The 18,010-nt window shown below is 65.9% G+C and carries 14 protein-coding genes; 7 read left to right on the forward strand and 7 right to left on the reverse strand.

The window, feature by feature from the left end:
- The first annotated feature begins 134 nt into the window (after positions 1-134).
- Positions 135-1,331, forward strand: coding sequence for an acetylornithine transaminase (locus tag AS156_RS06380; protein ID WP_066501485.1), 1,197 nt, complete (start codon positions 135-137; stop codon positions 1,329-1,331).
- A gap of 110 nt (positions 1,332-1,441) precedes the next feature.
- Here the strand turns inward: AS156_RS06380 and AS156_RS06385 are convergent, their stop codons facing one another.
- The 3 genes from AS156_RS06385 to pcsA all read right to left on the reverse strand — a co-directional run bounded on the left by AS156_RS06385 (position 1,442) and on the right by pcsA (position 3,946).
- The gene (locus AS156_RS06385) at positions 1,442-2,416 is read right to left on the reverse strand and encodes a quinone oxidoreductase family protein (protein ID WP_066501486.1); all 975 of its coding nucleotides are present in this window, start codon (positions 2,414-2,416) and stop codon (positions 1,442-1,444) included.
- Positions 2,417-2,495: 79 nt separating this feature from the next.
- Positions 2,496-3,221 carry a TerC family protein gene (locus AS156_RS06390; protein WP_066501488.1) on the reverse strand — a complete coding sequence of 242 codons (726 nt, stop codon included), beginning with the start codon at positions 3,219-3,221 and terminating at the stop codon, positions 2,496-2,498.
- Complete coding sequence (gene pcsA / locus AS156_RS06395) at positions 3,218-3,946, reverse strand: phosphatidylcholine synthase (protein ID WP_066501490.1); 729 nt, start codon at positions 3,944-3,946, stop codon at positions 3,218-3,220. The genes AS156_RS06390 and pcsA overlap by 4 nt, the downstream gene beginning before the upstream one ends.
- A 134-nt stretch (positions 3,947-4,080) precedes the next feature.
- On the opposite strand from pcsA, the gene AS156_RS06400 reads away from it, so the two are divergent.
- Together AS156_RS06400 and hspQ are read left to right on the forward strand one after the other, a co-directional pair.
- The gene (locus AS156_RS06400; protein WP_066501492.1) at positions 4,081-5,265 is read left to right on the forward strand and encodes a UbiH/UbiF family hydroxylase; all 1,185 of its coding nucleotides are present in this window, start codon (positions 4,081-4,083) and stop codon (positions 5,263-5,265) included.
- A gap of 189 nt (positions 5,266-5,454) precedes the next feature.
- Positions 5,455-5,787, forward strand: coding sequence for a heat shock protein HspQ (gene hspQ, locus AS156_RS06405; RefSeq protein WP_066501569.1), 333 nt, complete (start codon positions 5,455-5,457; stop codon positions 5,785-5,787).
- A gap of 53 nt (positions 5,788-5,840) precedes the next feature.
- Here hspQ and AS156_RS06410 read toward each other — a convergent pair whose 3' ends face one another.
- Positions 5,841-7,115 (reverse strand): MFS transporter, encoded by a 1,275-nt coding sequence (locus AS156_RS06410; RefSeq protein WP_082747363.1) that lies wholly within the window; start codon positions 7,113-7,115, stop codon positions 5,841-5,843.
- A gap of 409 nt (positions 7,116-7,524) precedes the next feature.
- Positions 7,525-8,325 (reverse strand): invasion associated locus B family protein, encoded by an 801-nt coding sequence (locus tag AS156_RS06415; protein ID WP_066501495.1) that lies wholly within the window; start codon positions 8,323-8,325, stop codon positions 7,525-7,527.
- A 386-nt stretch (positions 8,326-8,711) separates the two neighbouring features.
- On the opposite strand from AS156_RS06415, the gene AS156_RS06420 reads away from it, so the two are divergent.
- From AS156_RS06420 to AS156_RS06430, 3 genes are all read left to right on the forward strand, one after another.
- Positions 8,712-10,439 carry an extracellular solute-binding protein gene (locus tag AS156_RS06420; protein ID WP_136626054.1) on the forward strand — a complete coding sequence of 576 codons (1,728 nt, stop codon included), beginning with the start codon at positions 8,712-8,714 and terminating at the stop codon, positions 10,437-10,439.
- A 73-nt stretch (positions 10,440-10,512) separates the two neighbouring features.
- A complete protein-coding gene (locus tag AS156_RS06425; RefSeq protein WP_066501498.1) occupies positions 10,513-12,015 on the forward strand; it encodes an AMP-binding protein in 1,503 nt (500 codons plus the stop codon).
- A 94-nt stretch (positions 12,016-12,109) separates the two neighbouring features.
- On the forward strand, positions 12,110-13,336 hold the full coding sequence (locus AS156_RS06430; RefSeq protein ID WP_066501500.1) for a hypothetical protein: 1,227 nt from the start codon (positions 12,110-12,112) through the stop codon (positions 13,334-13,336).
- A 157-nt stretch (positions 13,337-13,493) separates the two neighbouring features.
- Here the strand turns inward: AS156_RS06430 and mfd are convergent, their stop codons facing one another.
- Complete coding sequence (gene mfd / locus AS156_RS06435; protein ID WP_066501504.1) at positions 13,494-17,012, reverse strand: transcription-repair coupling factor; 3,519 nt, start codon at positions 17,010-17,012, stop codon at positions 13,494-13,496.
- Positions 17,009-17,299 (reverse strand): FAD assembly factor SdhE, encoded by a 291-nt coding sequence (locus tag AS156_RS06440; RefSeq protein WP_066501508.1) that lies wholly within the window; start codon positions 17,297-17,299, stop codon positions 17,009-17,011. Before AS156_RS06440 ends, mfd begins: the two co-directional genes overlap by 4 nt.
- A gap of 216 nt (positions 17,300-17,515) precedes the next feature.
- Here AS156_RS06440 and AS156_RS06445 point away from each other — a divergent pair.
- On the forward strand, positions 17,516-18,010 hold a 495-nt coding region (locus tag AS156_RS06445), incomplete at its 3' end, for an OB-fold nucleic acid binding domain-containing protein (RefSeq protein WP_347336613.1).

An 18,010-nucleotide genomic window follows, 5' to 3' on the forward strand; every position in this document is an offset into this window, starting at 1 on the left:
CGCGCCGTGTCCGACGCCAGCGCTGATTAGATAAATCAGCCCAGGTTTTCGAGAAGGCCGCGCCCCAAAGCGCGGCCTTCTCGCTTTTTCGGCCTGCCCTTTCCCCACACCAGCACTGCACAGAGGAGATCGACATGACCAACGCCACCCATCCGTTCGATGCGCTGATGGACATCACCGCCCGTCCCGAGGTCGTGTTCGTGCGCGGTGCGGGCTCGTATTTGTGGGACGACAACCGCAACCGCTATCTCGATTTCGTGCAGGGCTGGGCCGTCAATCCGCTCGGCCACGCGCCGACCGTGGTTGCGGAGGCGCTGGCCGCGCAGGCCAAGCGGCTCTTGACGCCAAGTCCCGCTTTCTTCAATGGCCCCAGCCTTCAACTGGCCAAGGCGCTGGTCGAGCAGAGCTGCTTCGATCAGGTGTTCTTCGCCAATTCAGGTGCGGAAGCCAATGAGGGCGCGATCAAGCTCGCGCGCAAGTTCGGCGCCAAGTACAAGAACGGCGCCCACGAGATCATCACCTTCGAGGGTGGCTTCCACGGCCGGACGCTCGCGACGATGTCGGCGTCGGGCAAGAAAGCGTTCGAGCCGCTGTTCGAGCCCAAGGTCCCGGGCTTCCCGAAGGCCAAGCTGAACGATATCGAGTCGGTCCGGCGACTGATCTCGGCGTCGACGGTCGCAGTGATGCTGGAGCCGATCCAGGGCGAAGCCGGCGTGTGGCCCGCGACCGACGAATTCCTGAAGGAGTTGCGGGCGCTCACGCAGCAGCGCGGCCTGCTCCTGATCGTCGACGAGATCCAGACCGGCATGGGCCGGACCGGAAAGCTGTTCGCCTATGAGCATGCCGGGATCGAGCCTGACATCATGACGCTCGGCAAAGGCATCGGCGGCGGCGTTCCGCTCGCTGCCCTGCTCGCAACCGAGCACGCGTCATGCTTCGATCACGGCGATCAGGGCGGCACGTTCAACGGCAATCCGTTGATGTGCGCCGCCGGCCTTGCGGTGCTGGCGCAGATCGGCCAGCCCGATTTCCTGAAATCGGTTGCCGATACCGGCTTGTTCCTCGAGAGCGAACTGCAGCGGCTGTCGTCGCGGCACGGGCTCGGTGACATCAGGGGCCGCGGCCTCCTGCTCGCGCTCGACCTCAAGATGCCGATCGGCGCTGCCATCGTTGCGCAGGCCTTCGCAGCCGGCGTGCTGGTCAACTCGCCGCAACCCGACACGCTGCGCTTCATACCGGCACTCAACGTCACGCGCGAGGAGATTCTTGCGATGATTGATTGCCTGGATACGGTGCTGACGAAGGTGGGTGCTGCAAGGCGGGTGGCATAAGCTCCTCCACACCCGTCATTGCGAGGAGCGAAGCGACGAAGCAATCCATTCGCGCCGCACATGCGGATAGATGGATTGCTTCGCTTCGCTCGCAATGACGGTGAATGCTGCTACGGCCTCAGGATCGCCGCTCCGGTGGTCGCGCGGCTCTCCAGGTCGATATGCGCCTTCGCGACGTCCTTCAGCGCGTAGGCGTGATTGATCGGCACGTGCAGCTTGCCGTTGATGACGGCGGCGAACAGCGTGTCGGCGCCTTCGAGCAATTCCTTGCGGGTGCCGACATAGTCGTTGAGCTTCGGCCGTGTCGCGAACAGCGAGCCGTGGTTGTTGAGCTCGGCGAGCGGGAACGGCGGCACCGGACCGGAGGCGTTGCCGAACGAGACGAACAGGCCGCGCGCCCGCAGGCACGACAGCGACCCCGGGAACGTGGTCTTGCCGACGCCGTCATAGACGACGTCGCACAGCTCTCCGCGGCTGATCTGCTTGACGCGTTCGACGAAATTTTCCTCGTTGTAGAGGATGACGTGGTCGCAGCCATTGGCGAGGGCGAGATCGGCCTTCGCTTTCGAGCCGACGGTGCCGATGACATGCGCGCCGAGCGCGTGGGCCCATTGGGAGGCGAGCAGCCCGATGCCGCCGGCTGCGGCGTGGATCAGCACGCGATGGCCGGGCTCGACCTTGAAAGTCTTGTGCAGCAGGTACCAGACCGTCAGGCCTTTGAGCATCAGCACGGCGCCCTGCTCGTAGGTGATATGGTCGGGCAGCTTGACCAGCTTGTCGGCCGGGATGACGCGCTCGGAGGCATAGCCGCCGAGGTTGTAGTAATAGGCGACGCGGTCGCCAGGATGGAAATTGGTCACCCCGGGGCCGACGGCCACGACCTCGCCGGACGCCTCGTTGCCGGCGATGAACGGCAGGCCGGGCGCCTTGTAGAGGCCGGTGCGGAAGTAGACGTCGATGAAGTTGAGGCCGACCGCGTGCTGCCGGATGCGCACCTCGCCCGTGCCGGGTGCGGGCACCTCGACATCCTCATAAGTCAGGACTTCCGGGCCCCCTACCTTGTGCACCCGTACAGCCTTGGTCATGTCGATCGCTCCCTTATCTCAAGTGAGGCGAGCGAATGCCATCAGGGCCGTCTTGTCAACCGAGCCGTCCGAAACCGGCCTATCCCGCCGCCTTCTTGCGGTTGCGCCTGGCCAGCACGTTGAACATTTCGACCGCGGCCGAGAACGCAATTGCGAAATAGATGTAGCCGCGCGGGATGTGGAATTTGAATCCGTCGGCCACCAGCGCCACGCCGATCAGCACCAGGAATGCAAGCGCCAGCATCTTGGTGGTCGGGTGCTCTGCGACAAATCGCGCCACCGGGCCAGACGAGATGTACATGATGAGACAGGCGATCACGACCGCCGCGATCATGATCTCGAGATCCTGCGCCATGCCGATCGCGGTGATGATCGAATCCAGCGAGAAAACCAGATCGACGATGATGATCTGCACGATCACCCAGAAGAACGCGTTGGCGCTCGGCTTGCTCTTCTCGTCGGCGTCGCGCGCCTCGACCTCGCCGTGGATCTCGTGGGTCGCCTTGGCGATCAGGAACAGGCCGCCGCCGATCAGGATGATATCGCGCCAGGACAGTGCGACGTCCTTGATGGTAATCACGGGCTGCGTCAGCCCGATCAGCCACACCAGGATGCTGAGCAGGATGATGCGGAACACCAGCGCCAGCAGCAGGCCGATCTGCCGCGCGCGACTGGCCTGCGGCTGCGGAATACGCGAGACCAGCACCGACAGGAAGATCACGTTGTCGATGCCGAGCACGATTTCCAGCGCAGTCAACGTCAGCAGCGCAGCCCAGGCCTCGGGGCTCGCGATCAATTCCATCATTCCCTGAATGCCCTCATCCGGCGGATCACGGTGTCGCTGCCGACGATGTAGGCGGCGATGGCGCAGAGGGCGAAGGTCACCGATGCTCCGACCATGAAGTCGTTCGCCACCGTATACATGGCGAGCAGCGTCCAGGCGGCGAGCAGCCCAAGCGTCAGCCAGCGCAGCCGCACCACGCGCAACGGGTGCAGCACGTGAAACGGCGCGAAGGTCAGCGCGATCAGGATCGCGACCACGAGCGTCGAGATCACCGGCGGCAGGTGCAGCAGGAACAGATAGAACGCCGCGGCATTCCACAGCGCCGGAAAGCCGCGGAAATGATTGTCGTCGGACTTCATCCGGCGATCGGCGAAATAGAGCGCGCTGGAGACCACGATGCCGATGCCGAGGATCGGCGCGGCCAGCGGCAGCAGCATGCCGCTCGCCGTGATTGCGTAGGCGGGCACGAACACATAGGTGACGAAATCAACCACCAGGTCGAGCACCTCGCCCGACCAGTTCGGCTGCAGCCGCACCACGTCGAGCTTGCGCGCCAGCGGGCCGTCGATGCCGTCGATGACCAGCGCTACGCCGAGCCAGCCGAACATGCTGGCCCAGTGCTCGCGCACGGCTTCCAGCATCGCCAGCAGCGCGATCCCCGCGCCCAGCGCCGTGAAGATATGAACGGAAAATGCGGCGGTCCGCTTCCGTTCCGGCAACGCGTCCGGCTGGCTGGTCTGGTCCATTTGGCCGCAGTGCTATCAGGAATCGGCCCGGTTTGCATATGCACTCTTGCGTCGTTCCGCCGCGTAGGGCGCGGGAAATTTTTGCTGGCTAGCGACCGCTTGAAAATCGGGCGAACCATGTCATTTGTCCTGACATGACCGACGATCTGCAGGTTTATGACGTTATCGTAATAGGCGGCGGCCCGGCCGGATTGACGGCTGCAATCGCCCTGGCCGATGCCGGCGCGAAGACCGCGCTTCTGGCGCGGCGCGCACCCTATGCCGACAACCGCACCACCGCGCTGTTGGGGGCCTCGACCGATCTCCTGGAACGGCTGGACGTCTGGCGGCGCTGTGCCGACAAAGCCGCCGCGCTGAAGACCATGCGCCTCGTCGACGACACCGGCCGCCTGATCCGTGCACCCGAAGTGCGCTTCTCCTCCGGGGAGATCGGGCGCGAGCAGTTCGGGTTCAACATCGACAATCGCTCGCTGGTCGCAGCGCTCGAGGAGCGCGCCGGCGAGCTCGCGACGCTGACGCGGTTCGACGATGAGGCGGCTTCGATCCACCTTGGCGACGCCGCGGTCGAGGTGCGGACCCGGCTGGGCCAGTCACTGTCAGCTCGGCTCGTGGTCGGCGCCGATGGGCGCAATTCGCTGTCCCGCGAGGCCGCCGGCATCGAGGTCGTAAGCCGCCCCCTCGGCCAGTCCGCCCTCACCTTCAACATCACGCATTCAAGGCCGCACCGGAACAGCTCGACCGAGTTTCATACCGAACACGGCCCCTGCGTGTTCGTGCCGCTTGGCGGCAACCGAAGCAGCGTGGTCTGGGTCAGCGCGCCCAAGGAGGCCGAGCGGCTGAAGGCGCTTGGCGACGACGAACTGTCCGCGGCGACGGAGAAGCAATCCCATTCCATCCTCGGCCGCGTCCAGGTCGAGCCCGGCCGTCATGTGTTCCCGCTCGCCTTCGAGCGGCCCCGGCAATTCGCGAAAGACCGTATCGCACTGGTCGGCGAAGCCGCGCACGTGCTGCCGCCGATCGGTGCGCAGGGTCTCAACATGGGACTGCGCGACGCGGCCGATATCGCCGAGATCGCGGGCCAGGCAATCGCGCACGGCGACGATCCGGGCGCGTCGCTAGTGCTGTCGCGCTACGAGACGGCGCGGCGCCCCGACGTCGCCAGCCGGACCTGGGCGATCGACCTCGCCAACCGTTCGCTGCTCAGCGACTTCGTGGGAGTTCAAACCCTGCGCGCCGCCGGTCTGCACCTGATCGGAGCGGTCGGCCCGCTGCGGCGGCTCGCAATGCGCGAGGGGCTGGCACCATCGTGGCGGCGTTAGGCAAAGCGTCCCAACCGATGAAGATCAGGCAGAAATACGGCAGCGCCCGATTGAGGATATCGATTATTCTGAAAGTAGATTCTTGGCGGTATTCCCTGTCGGTTGCACCCGGCTAGAATCGGTAAACCACGGGTTAAATCAGCTTTCTTGCCCCTAGCATCGGCCACAATGATGGTCTATCGACGAAGCATGATCAAAGCGCGCACCGCCAAGTTTCAGATCGGACAGATCGTCCGTCACCGGGTGTTCTCGTTCCGGGGCGTGATCTTCGACATCGATCCGGAGTTCAACAACACCGAGGAATGGTGGCTGTCGATTCCCGAGGACGTCCGCCCGCACAAGGACCAGCCGTTCTACCACCTGCTCGCGGAGAACTCGGAGTCCGAGTACGTCGCCTACGTCTCCGAACAGAACCTGCTGCCCGACGATTCCGACGAGCCGATCCGGCATTCCCAGGTTGCGGAGATCTTCATCAAGGACAAGTCCGGCGGCTACCGCCCGCGCAACCCGTCGCTGAACTGATCATCCCATTCCGCTCAAGCTTCACGACGCCGACGTGCCGTGAGCGCGGTCGCCTAAACCTTGTCCTGCGCGGCCAGCGCCGCCGCGACCGCCCAGACGACGAAGCCGGCCAGCGCCAATCCCGCGCCGACGACGCCGGTCGACGTCCAGCCATAGCCCGCGGCAACCGCCATTCCGCCGAGCCACGGCCCCAGCGCATTGGCGACGTTGAAGGCGGAATGGTTGAGCGCGGCAGCGAGGCCCTGCGCTTCGCCCGCCACGTCCATCAGCCGGGTCTGCAGCACGGTGGCGAGCGCCCCGCCGAGTCCGATCAGCAGCACGTCGATGATCAGCGTCCAGAAATTCGTCGCCGCCAGCGGATAGAGCGCGAGCGTCGCCGCCGACCATAGCAACAGCCCGCCGGCGGTCGCCATCAACGCACGGTCGGCGAAGCGCGGCACGATGATGTTGCCCGCCGTTAGCCCGGCGCCGAACACGCACAGCGCGACCGGCACCAGCGCGGGCGACACGTGCGTCACCTCCAGCATGGCCGATGCGAGATAGGTGTAGACGGAGAACAGCCCGCCGAAGCCGATCGCGCCGATCGCAAGCGTCAGCCAGACATGCTTGCGTCCGAGCGCGGAGAGTTCGCGCAGCGGGCTCGCCTTGGTGTCGGCGACATCGCGCGGCGCGAAGATCAGGACCAGGATGGCGGTCAGGAGCGCGAGGCCCGCGACGATCGCGAACGCCCAGCGCCAGCCGATCGCCTGTCCCACTCCATTCGCCAGCGGGACGCCGATGGTCGTTGCGATGGTCAGGCCGAGCAGCACGCGGCCCACCGCGCCGGTGCGCTTATCCAGCGGGACGAGCGAGGCAGCGACCAGCATGGCGATCCCGAAATAGGCGCCGTGCGGCAATCCTGCCAGGAAGCGCAGCGCCAGCATGGTGTGATAGTCGGGCGCGAGGCCCGAGAGCCCGTTCATCAGCGCGAAGAACAGCATCAACCCGATCAGCAGCGTCCGCCGCGCGACCCGCGCCGAGAGCACGGCGATCACGGGCGCGCCGACCACGACGCCAAGGGCGTAGGCGCTGATGGCGTCGCCCGCCTCGGGCGCGCTGATATGCAGATCGCGGGCGAAGAACGGCAGCAGGCTCATCGTTGCGAATTCCGTGATGCCGATGGCGAAACCGCCCATCGCCAGCGCGAAATGCACGATGCCCGGATGGAACGCCCCGACGGCGTTGTCCTGCTTCACCCCAGCACTGGCGTCAGGCGAAGCCCGATGAGGCGGCGGGCTCACCGGGCGGTCGAGCGGTTTCCGCTGCTGCTGGCTTCCACGCTGGGACATTGAACGAATTCCACGACTGCGAATGGCGGACGGATGCGCGGCCCGAATGAACTCCGACCGCATCGCGCCATCACTCGTCCGCTCGGCATGGCCAGGGTTCGCGGAACGCGCATGCACGCGTTGCCGCAGCGAAGGCGCGTGTGCGCTCTCGTCTGGCCTCCCGTACAGATTCTGTGATTTTGCTTCGATGCCGGGGTCGCCCGGGCGGGCAGCAACGATGCGCGCATGCGACTCTGACGCGCTCGAACGATGCCCGCGCAAAAGATCGCACACGATGCACGGAACGACCAGCGCAGCAGGTCGCGATCAGCCAGACGTTATCGCATGGCGCCGCATCTTGAATGACGCGAAGTAGAAACCAAAAAGGCGCCCGCTCGGGCGCCTTTTGTTTTGCGATGGTCCGCGTGCCTTACTTGGCAGGAGCTGGAGCCGGCGCTCCCGGCTGGGCGGCGGCGCCCGCACCCTCGAGCTTCTTGCGCTGCTCTTCGGCGCGCTTCTGCAACTCTTCCTGCAGCTTCTTCTGGTTTTCCTCGAACTGCTTCGGATCGGTCGGCGGGCCGTCATAGGCCTTGGCGAACTCGCCGTTCAGCGGCAGCGGCAGGGTCAGCGGCGCGCCGTTGGAGTTGATCGCCTGAACCACGAGGTTCTGGCCCTTCTTCAGGTTGTTGATCATCTCCGGCGTCGCTTCATAGTCCGACATGCAGCCGTTCTGGAAGCAGATCACATAAGGCGCCTGCTGCGGCGGGTTGCCGTCGATGATGATGCGGGTGCCGTGAACGAGCTGCATGCCGAGCGGCAGCGTCACGCGCAGGATCTTCTTCGGCTCGCCTTCCGGCTCGATGACGACGGCGGCGATGACGGGCTGGCCCGACTCGATGCGGCCGTCCTTGCCGGTGAAGCAGACCTGCTTGGCGTTGGCTTCCTGGCCCTTCAGGCAGAACTTGGTCCAGGGGGCATAGATGAGCTGAATTTGCTGATCCTGCGGCGGCTGAGCGCCGGCGGCCGGCGGGGCGGCCTGCTGCGGGGCCGCAGGTGCCGGGGCGCCCTTCGGGGCTGCCTTGGGTGCCGCCTTGGGCGCAGCCTTCGGAGCCGCCGGCTGCTGGGCCTGAGCGGCAGGAACCAGGAGCGCTGCGGACAGTGCCGTTGCCGCCATCAGGGCGACAATTCGCCCCTGCGGCCGAACCGAAGCGGCCAAGATACGGAAATTCATTGCGGAAAACCCTTTCTGAACGGCAGCGCCCGAAACCGCTGCAGGCGCCGACAGTTAGCCGTTTGGGGCGGCTGTCTCCTAGTGAATTGAGGCGGATACGTGACAGGCGTTTCCGCCCGGACCGAGTGCACGCTTTCAATACAGCGGCGCGCGGAAAGATCAATGGCGACCAACCGATTTGCGCCGATGTCACGGCGAGTTGCGGCCGCCTGTGGTAAAGCTCCGGCGTGACGTTTCGCGAATCAAATCCGGCGCCTCACGCAGCTGTTCCCGGGCGCTTCGGACGCCGCGCATTGGCCTGCCTGTTCCTCTGCCTGCTCCTTGGTCAGGCCGTCCTGACGACGCAACCTGCCCCCGCCGCGGCGACCGAGAGTTACGCGATCGCAATGCACGGTGCGCCGGCGTTGCCCCCCGACTTCACGCACCTGCCCTACGCCAATCCCGACGCCCCCAAGGGCGGCCGTCTCGTGCAGGGCCTGATCGGCACCTTCGACAGCCTCAATCCGCTGATCGTCAGGGGCGTTCCCGTGCAGCAGGTCCGGGGCTACGCGTATGAGCGCGGTTACGTCTACGAGAGCCTGATGGTCCGGGGCAATGACGAGCCCTTCACGCTGTACGGCCTGCTGGCGCGCAGCGTCGAGACCGATGATAACAGGAGCTACGTCACCTTCCACATCGATCCGCGTGCGCGCTTCTCGGACGGTCAGCCGGTGCAGGCCGCCGACGTGCTGTTCTCGCTTGCGCTGCTGCGGGACCACGGCCGCCCGCTCTTCCATCAGTATTATTCGAAAGTCGCAAAGGCCGAGGCGCTCGACCCGCTCACGGTGCGGTTCGATTTCGGCGGCGTCGCCGATCGTGAGCTGCCGCTGATCCTCGGCCTGATGCCGATCCTGCCGCGGCACGCCATCGACGCCGCGAAGTTCGAGGAAACGACGCTGACCCCTCTGATCGGTTCCGGTCCCTACCGGATCTCCGCGGTCAATCCCGGCACCAGCGTGACCTTCACCCGCAATCCCGACTATTGGGGTCGCGATTTGCCGATCAATCGCGGGCTCTGGAACTTCGACGAGATCAGGCTCGATTTCTACCGCGACGCCAACGGCCTGTTCGAGGCCTTCAAGCGTGGCCTCTATGACTTCCGGAGCGAGAACGAGCCGTTGCGCTGGCACGACGGTTACGACTTCCCGGCGGCGCGCAACGGCGAGGTGATCCGCGACACGATCAAGATCGGCATTCCGCACCCGTCCGAGTTTCTGGTGTTCAACACAAGGCGGCCGATATTCGCCGACGTCAGGGTGCGCCGGGCGCTGATGATGCTGTTCGACTTCGAGTGGATCAACCGCAGCTACTACTTCGGGCTGTACTCGCGCTCCGGCGGCTTCTTCGCGGGATCGGAATTGTCGGCCTACGGCCGCCCCGCCGACGATCGCGAGCGCGCGCTGCTGAAACCGTACCTTGCACAGATTCCGCCCGATATCCTCGAAGGACGATACCACCTCCCGGTCACCGACGGTTCGGGGCGCGATCGCACCGTGCTTCGCGACGCGCTCGCGCTGCTGTCCGCGGCCGGCTACGAGATCGACGGCACCGTGCTGAAGCAGCGCGCGACGCACGCCCCGCTCAGCTTCGAGATTCTGGTCACGACACGCGAGCATGAGCGCATTGCACTCGCCTATCAGCGCGACCTGAAGCGCGCGGGGATCAACGTCTCGGTGCGGGTGGTCGACGCGGTGCAGTTCGAACAGCGCAGGCTCGCCTATGATTTCGACATGATCCCCAATCGCTGGGACCAGTCGCTTTCGCCCGGCAATGAGCAGGCGTTCTACTGGGGCAGCCAGGCCGCCGACGTCCCCGGAACCAGGAACTACATGGGCGCCAAGGATCCGGCCATCGACGCCATGATCGCGGCGCTGCTGGCGGCGCGGGAGCGGCCGGCTTTCGTCTCGGCGGTTCGGGCGCTGGACCGGACGCTGATGTCCGGCTTCTACGCTATCCCCCTCTTTGACGTCGGAGAGCAATGGATCGCGCGCTGGAATCGGATAGAACGGCCTTCGACCACGGCCTTGTCGGGCTACCTGCCGGAGACTTGGTGGCACAAGGCCGGCCCCAAGTGATCGACCCGAAGCGATACGACCTGATCCGATCCGTTTGTTATCCGATCCAAGTCCTGCAACCGACGTTGAACCCGTGAGCCAGCAGATCACCTCGCCGACGCTCGATACGCTGTTCAAGCGCAGCCTGGTGCGGCATCCCGAGGCGCTGGCGCTGGTCGACCCGCTCAACAAGCAGCGCATCACCGGCCAGACCCGCAAGCGCCTGACCTACGCCCAGGCCGATCGCGCGATCTCGGCGATCGCAGCCCACTTCATCGAGAGCGGATTGCCGGCCAATACCGTGATCGCGGTCCAGCTCCCCGCCACCGTCGAGTTCGCGTTGACGGTGCTGGCAGCCCATCGCGCCGGGCTGGTGGTGGTGCCGCTGCCGCTGTTGTGGCGGCAGGCCGAGCTGACCGCAGCGCTCAACCGCACCGCGGCGCGCTCGATCGTCACCTGCAGCAAGATCGACGGCGTCTCCTATGCCGACCTCGCCATGAACGCCGCGGCGGAAGCGTTCTCGATCCGCCATGTCTGCGGCTTCGGCAGCGGTCTGCCCGAAGGCATGGCCTCGCTCGATGAGGCGATCCTGGAGGACTCCCAGACCTCGCGTCACGTGATCCAGGACGGCCGCAAGGCTGCGCTGATTTCCTTCGACGTCACCAACGAAGGACCGCGCCCGGTGCCACGCGCGCATTACAGCCTGATCGCCGGCGGGCTCGCGATGTCGCTGGAGAGCGACCTGGCGCAGGGCGCCACCATCATGTCGGCTTTCGCGCCAATGTCATTTGCCGGTCTCTGCGCCTCGCTGGTCGCCTGGCTGCTGACGGGCGGAACGCTGGTGCTGCATCACCCCTTCGATGAAGAAGTGCTCGAGACGCAGTTCAACGACCACGCCTGCGACACCCTGATCGCTCCGGCGCAGCTCGCGCTACGGCTTGACGAGCGCGGCCTGGCGGAGCGCCTTCCGAGCCTGCGCAACGTCATCGGTCTGTGGCGCGCGCCCGAACAGGTCACCTCCAGCGCAAATTGGACCTCGCGGCAGGTCAGCCTGACCGACGTCTATGTGTTCGGCGAGGCCGGGCTGTTCGGCGCCCGCCGCAGCGCGGAGGACGGATTGCCGGCCCCGATCAAGATCGGCCCACACGGCACGCCGCGCGAAGCGCCGGGCGCCTCGGTCGCCGGCGAGATCCTGCTGACGCCGAAGGGCACGCTGGCGCTCCGCGGCCCCATGGTGCCGGTTGCCGCCTATGCGCCGCCACCCCCGAGCGAGATCATGATCGCGGCGCCGGCCCGCGATTTCGTCGATACCGAATATGCAGCTCGGATCGATCGCGCGACCGGCGCCGTCAGCATCACGGCGCCGCCGACGGGTGTCATGACGGTCGGCGGCTACCGGTTCCTGGCCCAAGAGCTCCAGGAATGGTCACGCCGCCTCGGCCAGGGCGCGCTTTTGACGGCGCTGCCGGACCGCCTCAGCGGTCATAAGCTCGCCGGACGGGCCCAGGATAATGCGCGAGCTCGCGATGCGTTGACCGAACTTGGGCTTAACCCCTTGATGGTTGAAGCATTTCGCGATCGTACGCCTTCAGCATAGATACAACTTTCGCGATTGCGTTGACGCTGCATTAAGCGTGGCGAACTAGCATCGTGGCCGTTGTTTATCCGCGCTTCGGTCCCGAGCTTTCCCCATGTCCCAACAAGGTCCGGTTCTCATCGTGTCGGCGACGGCAAAGCCGTCCTTGGCCGCCGTCCTCGATGAGACGAAACTGTTCCCGGTGCTGGTCACCGACTGGAGCGAGGCCGGGCGCGCCATCGAACAGGTGAAGCCGGCGGCCATCATCGCCGCGACCGAGGGCGTCGACTACCCGGCCCTCGCGACGCTCGCCAAGCGCGCCGCCGCCCGCGCGCCCTATCTGCCGCTGATCGCCGTCGATCCGGCGACCACCTTGCCCGATACCGCGATTGCCTTCTTCCATCGGCGCAGTCTGCCCGATCGCCTGATCGCGCGACTGAACGCGTGCCTGCGCGTGCGCGCTCTGCATGCGACCGTGATGCGGCGCCTAGTGCCGCCGGCGCCGATCGCGATGTCCGACATCGACCCCGTAGGCGAAGCGACCACGCTGCTGATCGGGCGCGGCGCCGCCTATCCGGCGCTGTCGGTTGCGCTCGGAGAGCGCGCCGGAGTGGTCGGCGCCCTCAGCATCGAGGCCGCGGCCAAACATCTCTCGAGCCGCGACATCGACGGCATCGTCCTCGCCGAAGGATTTACGCCGCGCGTGATGGATGCATTCCTGACGGTGCTGACCGAGGACGTCCGCTTCCGTCCACTTCCCGCGATCGTGGTCTCCGGCGAGCTCGCGCCGCGCTACGATCTGCCCAATCTCGAGATTGTCGCCGCCGGGCCGTCGCGCATCGCTGATATCGCCCTGCCGATGATCCGGCAGCATGCCTACGAGGCGCGGCTCAGCCGCATGCTGCGCGCCATCGACGCCAAGGGCCTGATCGATGCCCGCACCGGCCTGCTGACCAAAACGGCGTTCGAACGTGACTTCGCGACCGCCGTCTACCAGACCGCGGAGCGCGGCGGCACGCTGTCGGTAGCGCGCTTCAACTTCGACAGCGCCCATCCCCGTGCGCAATTCGATGGCGCGCGGATCATCAGCAAGCTGATGCGCCAGGCCGACTTCGGCGCCGCGCTGGACGCGACGTCGATCATCGTGGTGTTCGCCGGGACCGACCTGCGCAACGCCCATGCGATCACGCGGCGGCTCGCCAGCGTGATGCGCCATACCCACCACGGACGACGCGACGCCCGCGCCGAACCCGTCATCAATGTTGCAACGCTGCTCGCAGGCGACACTGCGACGTCACTGCTCGGACGCCTCAATCAAATGCAGGAACGCGCGGCGTCGTAAGACCGAGATCGCGGCCCATCGTCATTGCGAGCGAAGCGAAGCAATCCATCCGTCCGCGCAAACGGAGGCGTGGATTGCTTCGTCGCTTCAGCGCAAAATTGTTTGCAATTTTGTCGCGAGCTCCTCGCAATGACGGCGTGGAGAGTTCAGCGATCCCTCACGCCGCCTTCTTGCTCTCCGCGAGGTTGGCGAGCTGGCGCAGGATCTCGGTGGTGCCGGCGAGCCGCTCCTCCGGCGTCTCCCAATCCTGGAAGAACACCACCTTCATATCCGGTCTGACCTTCGCGGCCTGGCCGTGCTGGTGGATGAACGCGACCAGCCGCTCGGGATGGGCGAAGGCGTTGTCGCGGAAGGTGATCACGGCACCCTTCGGCCCGGCATCGACCTTCTCGACATTGGCTCTCCGGCAATACGCCTTGATCGCCGCGACCTTGAACAGATAGCGCACCTCGTCGGGCAGCACGCCGAAACGATCGCGCATCTCGGCGGCGAAATTGTCGATCTCCTCGTCGGTCTCGAGATCGGCGAGCCGCCGGTACAGCGACAGCCGCACGCTGAGGTCGTTGACGTAATCCTCCGGGATCAGCACCGGCATGCCGATCGTGATCTGCGGCGACCAGCGGTCGGCGGCAGGCTCGGCGACGCCGGCCTTGAGGTTGACGATCGCCTCCTCCAGCATCGACTGGTACAGCTCGAAACCGACCTCCTTGATGTGACCCGACTGCTCCTCGCCGAGCAGATTGCCGGCACCGCGTATGTCGAGGTCGTGAGAGGCGAGCTGGAAACCGGCGCCCAGCGTCTCCAGCGACTGCAGCACCTTCAGGCGACGCTCGGCCTGTGCCGTGATCTTCTGCTGCGCCGGCAGCGTGAACAACGCATAGGCACGCAGCTTGGAACGGCCGACGCGGCCGCGGAGCTGGTAGAGTTGCGCGAGGCCGAACATGTCGGCGCGGTGCACGATCAGCGTGTTGGCATTCGGGATGTCGAGGCCGGACTCGACGATCGTGGTCGACAGCAGGATGTCGTATTTGCCGTCGTAGAACGCGGACATGATGTCCTCGATCACGGTCGGCGGCATCTGGCCGTGCGCGACCGCGACCTTCATCTCCGGAACGTTCTTGTCGAGGAAGTCCTTGACGCTGGCGAGGTCCTCGATCCGCGGCACCACGTAGAACGCCTGCCCGCCGCGATAACGTTCGCGGAGCAGCGCCTCACGGATCATCAGCGGATCGTGCGGTGCGACGAAGGTGCGGACTGCAAGGCGGTCGACCGGGGGCGAAGCAATGATCGAGAGTTCGCGGACGCCGGTCAGCGCCAGTTGCAGCGTGCGCGGGATCGGGGTCGCCGACAGCGTCAGCACATGCACCTGGGCGCGAAGTTGCTTCAGGCGCTCCTTGTGGCTGACGCCGAAATGCTGCTCCTCGTCGACGATGAGAAGGCCGAGGTCCTTGAACTTGATGGTCTTGCCGAGCAGCGCATGGGTGCCGACCACAATGTCGACGCCGCCGTCGGCGATCCCCTTCTTGACCTGGTTGAGCTCCTTGGTCGAGACCAGCCGCGAGGCCTGCGCGACATTCACCGGGAAGCCGCGGAAGCGCTCGGTGAAGGTCCTTGAATGCTGCCGCGCCAGCAGCGTGGTCGGGACCACGACCGCAACCTGCCTGCCCTCCAGCGCGACCGCAAAGGCTGCGCGCAATGCCACCTCGGTCTTGCCGAAGCCGACGTCACCGCAGATCAGCCGGTCCATCGGGCGGCCGATTTCGAGGTCCTTCAGCGTCGAGGTGATGGCGCCCAGCTGGTCCTCGGTCTCCTCATAAGGGAAGCGCGCGCAGAACTCGTCATAGACATGCGGTTGCAGGGGGAACTTCGGCGCCTCGTGGAGCTGCCGCTCGGCCGCGATCTTGATCAACTCGCCCGCGATCTCGCGGATGCGGTTCTTCAGCTTGGCCTTGCGCGCCTGCCAACCGCCGCCACCGAGCCGGTCGAGCTCGACATTGGCGCTGTCGGAGCCGTAGCGCGACAACAGCTCGATGTTTTCGACCGGCAGGAACAGTTTGGTCTCGGCCGCATAGTGCAGCTCGAGACAGTCATGCGGCGCGCCGGAAACCTCCAGCGTCTGCAGGCCGACGAATCGGCCGATGCCGTGCTCGACATGCACGACGAGATCGCCGGTCGCGAGGCTCGTCACCTCCGAGATGAAATTGTCGAGCTTCCGGCTCGCCTTGCGCGGCCGCACCAGGCGGTCGCCCAAGATGTCCTGCTCGCTGATAACGGCGAATTCGTCGGTCTCGAAGCCGGACTCCATGCCGAGCACGGCCAGCATGGTCTCGTTGCGCGGCGTCGCCTGCACGATCCGCCAGGTGTTGACGCTGGTCAGGTTCAACAGCTTGTGGTCGCGCAGCATCGCGCCCATGCGGTCGCGCGAGCCCTCGCTCCACAGCGAGATCACCACCTTCTTGCGTTGCGACTGCAGCGCCCCGACATGGCCGACGACGGCCTCGAACACGTTGACGTTGGTGTCGGCGCGTTCCGGCGCGAAATTGCGGCCCTGCCGCGCGCCGGCATCGAACACCTCGCCCGCGCCTTCAGGCACGGCGAATGGCGTCAGCCGGGCCACCGGCGCATCACTCAGCAGCTTGGCCCATTCGGTCTCGGTCAGATAGAGCTTGTCAGGCGGCAGCGGCTTGTAGATCGCGCCGCCGCCCGGATGCTCCAGCGCCTCGCGGCGCGCCTCATAGTAATCGACGATCTGCTTGATGCGCTCCCGGGCCGCGTCCTCGCCTTGCGGCTCGATCGCGATCGTTGCGCCGTCCAGATAGTCGAACAGCGTGTCCATCCGCTCCTGAAACAGCGGCAGCCAGTGCTCCATGCCGGGATGACGGCGGCCCTCGGAGACGGCTTCATAGAGTTGGTCGTCGCGTTCGGGCGCGCCGAAGGCCGCAACATAACCCATGCGGAAACGGCGGATCGTTTCCGTCGTGAGCTGGAATTCCGAGACCGGCACCAGATCGAGCCCGCGCATGTCGAGGTGCGTGCGCTGTGTCTCGGAATCGAAGGTGCGGATCGATTCCAGGGAGTCTCCGAAGAAGTCGAAGCGCACCGGCTGATCGAGGCCGGCGGGATACAGATCGAGGATGCCGCCGCGCACGGCATACTCGCCGGGCTCGCGCACGGTGGAGGAACGGGTGTAGCCGTTGTGCTCGAGCCAGGCCACGACCGAATCCATCGGCACGACGTTGCCGGGCGCGACCGACAGCGCCTGCGCAGCGACCAGTTCGCGCGCCGGCACCCGCTGCAAAGCCGCGTTCACGGTCGTCAGCACGATCAGCGGCTTTTCGCTGCCGACCAGTCGCGACAGCTTTGCCAGCGCGGTCAGCCGCTGCGCCAGGATGCCGGCATGCGGCGAGACGCGGTCGTAGGGTTGGCAGTCCCAGGCTGGAACCTGCATCACGCCGATATCGGGTGCGAAGAACTCCAGCGCCCGGGCAAGCTGCTGCATCCGCGCGCCGTCGCGGCACACCACGGCAAGGCTCACCGCCGATCGCTTCGGCTTCGCCGCGATCGCCCGCGCCAGATCCGAGATGACCAGCCCCTCGGCGCCCTCCGCGACATTGGCGATGGTCAGCACCCGGCCGGCTGCCAGCATGGCTGCCGGGGATTTGGCAGGCGGCTTCATGCGCCGTAATCCGCAACGCGAAACGCCTTGAGGCGGTCGAACAGCGCGGTCGCATATTCGGCCGGCAGCACCTTGTCGCCGGTCAGCGCGGCATAGAGGTCGGGGTCGGGCACGTCGATCAGGTGCTCGAGCTCGCCGAGTTCCTGATCCGACAGATCGGCAATCGTCGCGTCGGCGAAGCGGCCGAGGATCAGGTCCATTTCCCGGGTACCGCGATGCCAACAGCGAAACAAAAGCCGCTTGCGGCGGTCATCGAGACCATTGCTCGATCGTGTCGATCCCGTCATGTCCAAAATCCATCCAACGCCGAAAGCCCGGACGTGCCGGGCGGGGGTTGATATAGCGACTGACATGGTCGATGTCAGCATGCGTTGTCACAGTCATGGCTCCCAAATTCGTCATGGCCGGGCTTGACCCGGCCATCGACGTCGTGGCCACAAAAAGACGTGGATGCCCGGCACAAGGCCGGGCATGACGAAGCGAAACGGTCCTAGATTCGCCTGATGCGCCCCAGCCTGCTCAATGCCTTGTTTGCCCCGGTCACGACGCTTTCCGGCGTCGGACCGAAGCAGGACAAGCTGTTGCGATATCTGCTCAGCCGCAACGAGACCCCGCGGCTGGTCGACCTGCTGCTGCATCTGCCGGCAAGCGTGATCGACCGCCGCGCGCGGCCGAAGATCCGCGACGCCGTGACCGGAACCATCGTGACGCTGGAGGTCACTGTCGACCGCCATCGTCCACCACCGCCGCGCAATTCCCGCGCGCCGTACCTCGTCTATGCAAGCGACGACACTGGCGACGTCGTGCTGACCTTCTTTCGCGCCAAGCCCGACTATGTCGCGAAGCTGCTGCCGATCGGCACCAAGCGCTACGTCTCGGGCACTCTGCAGATGTATGACGGCATCCCGCAGATCGTGCATCCCGACCGCGTCGTTGACGAGGCCGGCTTCGCGAAACTGTCGGGGATCGACCCGGTCTACCCGCTGACCGAGGGGCTC

It is taken from the genome of Bradyrhizobium macuxiense (assembly GCF_001542415.1).
GTDB lineage: Bacteria > Pseudomonadota > Alphaproteobacteria > Rhizobiales > Xanthobacteraceae > Bradyrhizobium > Bradyrhizobium macuxiense.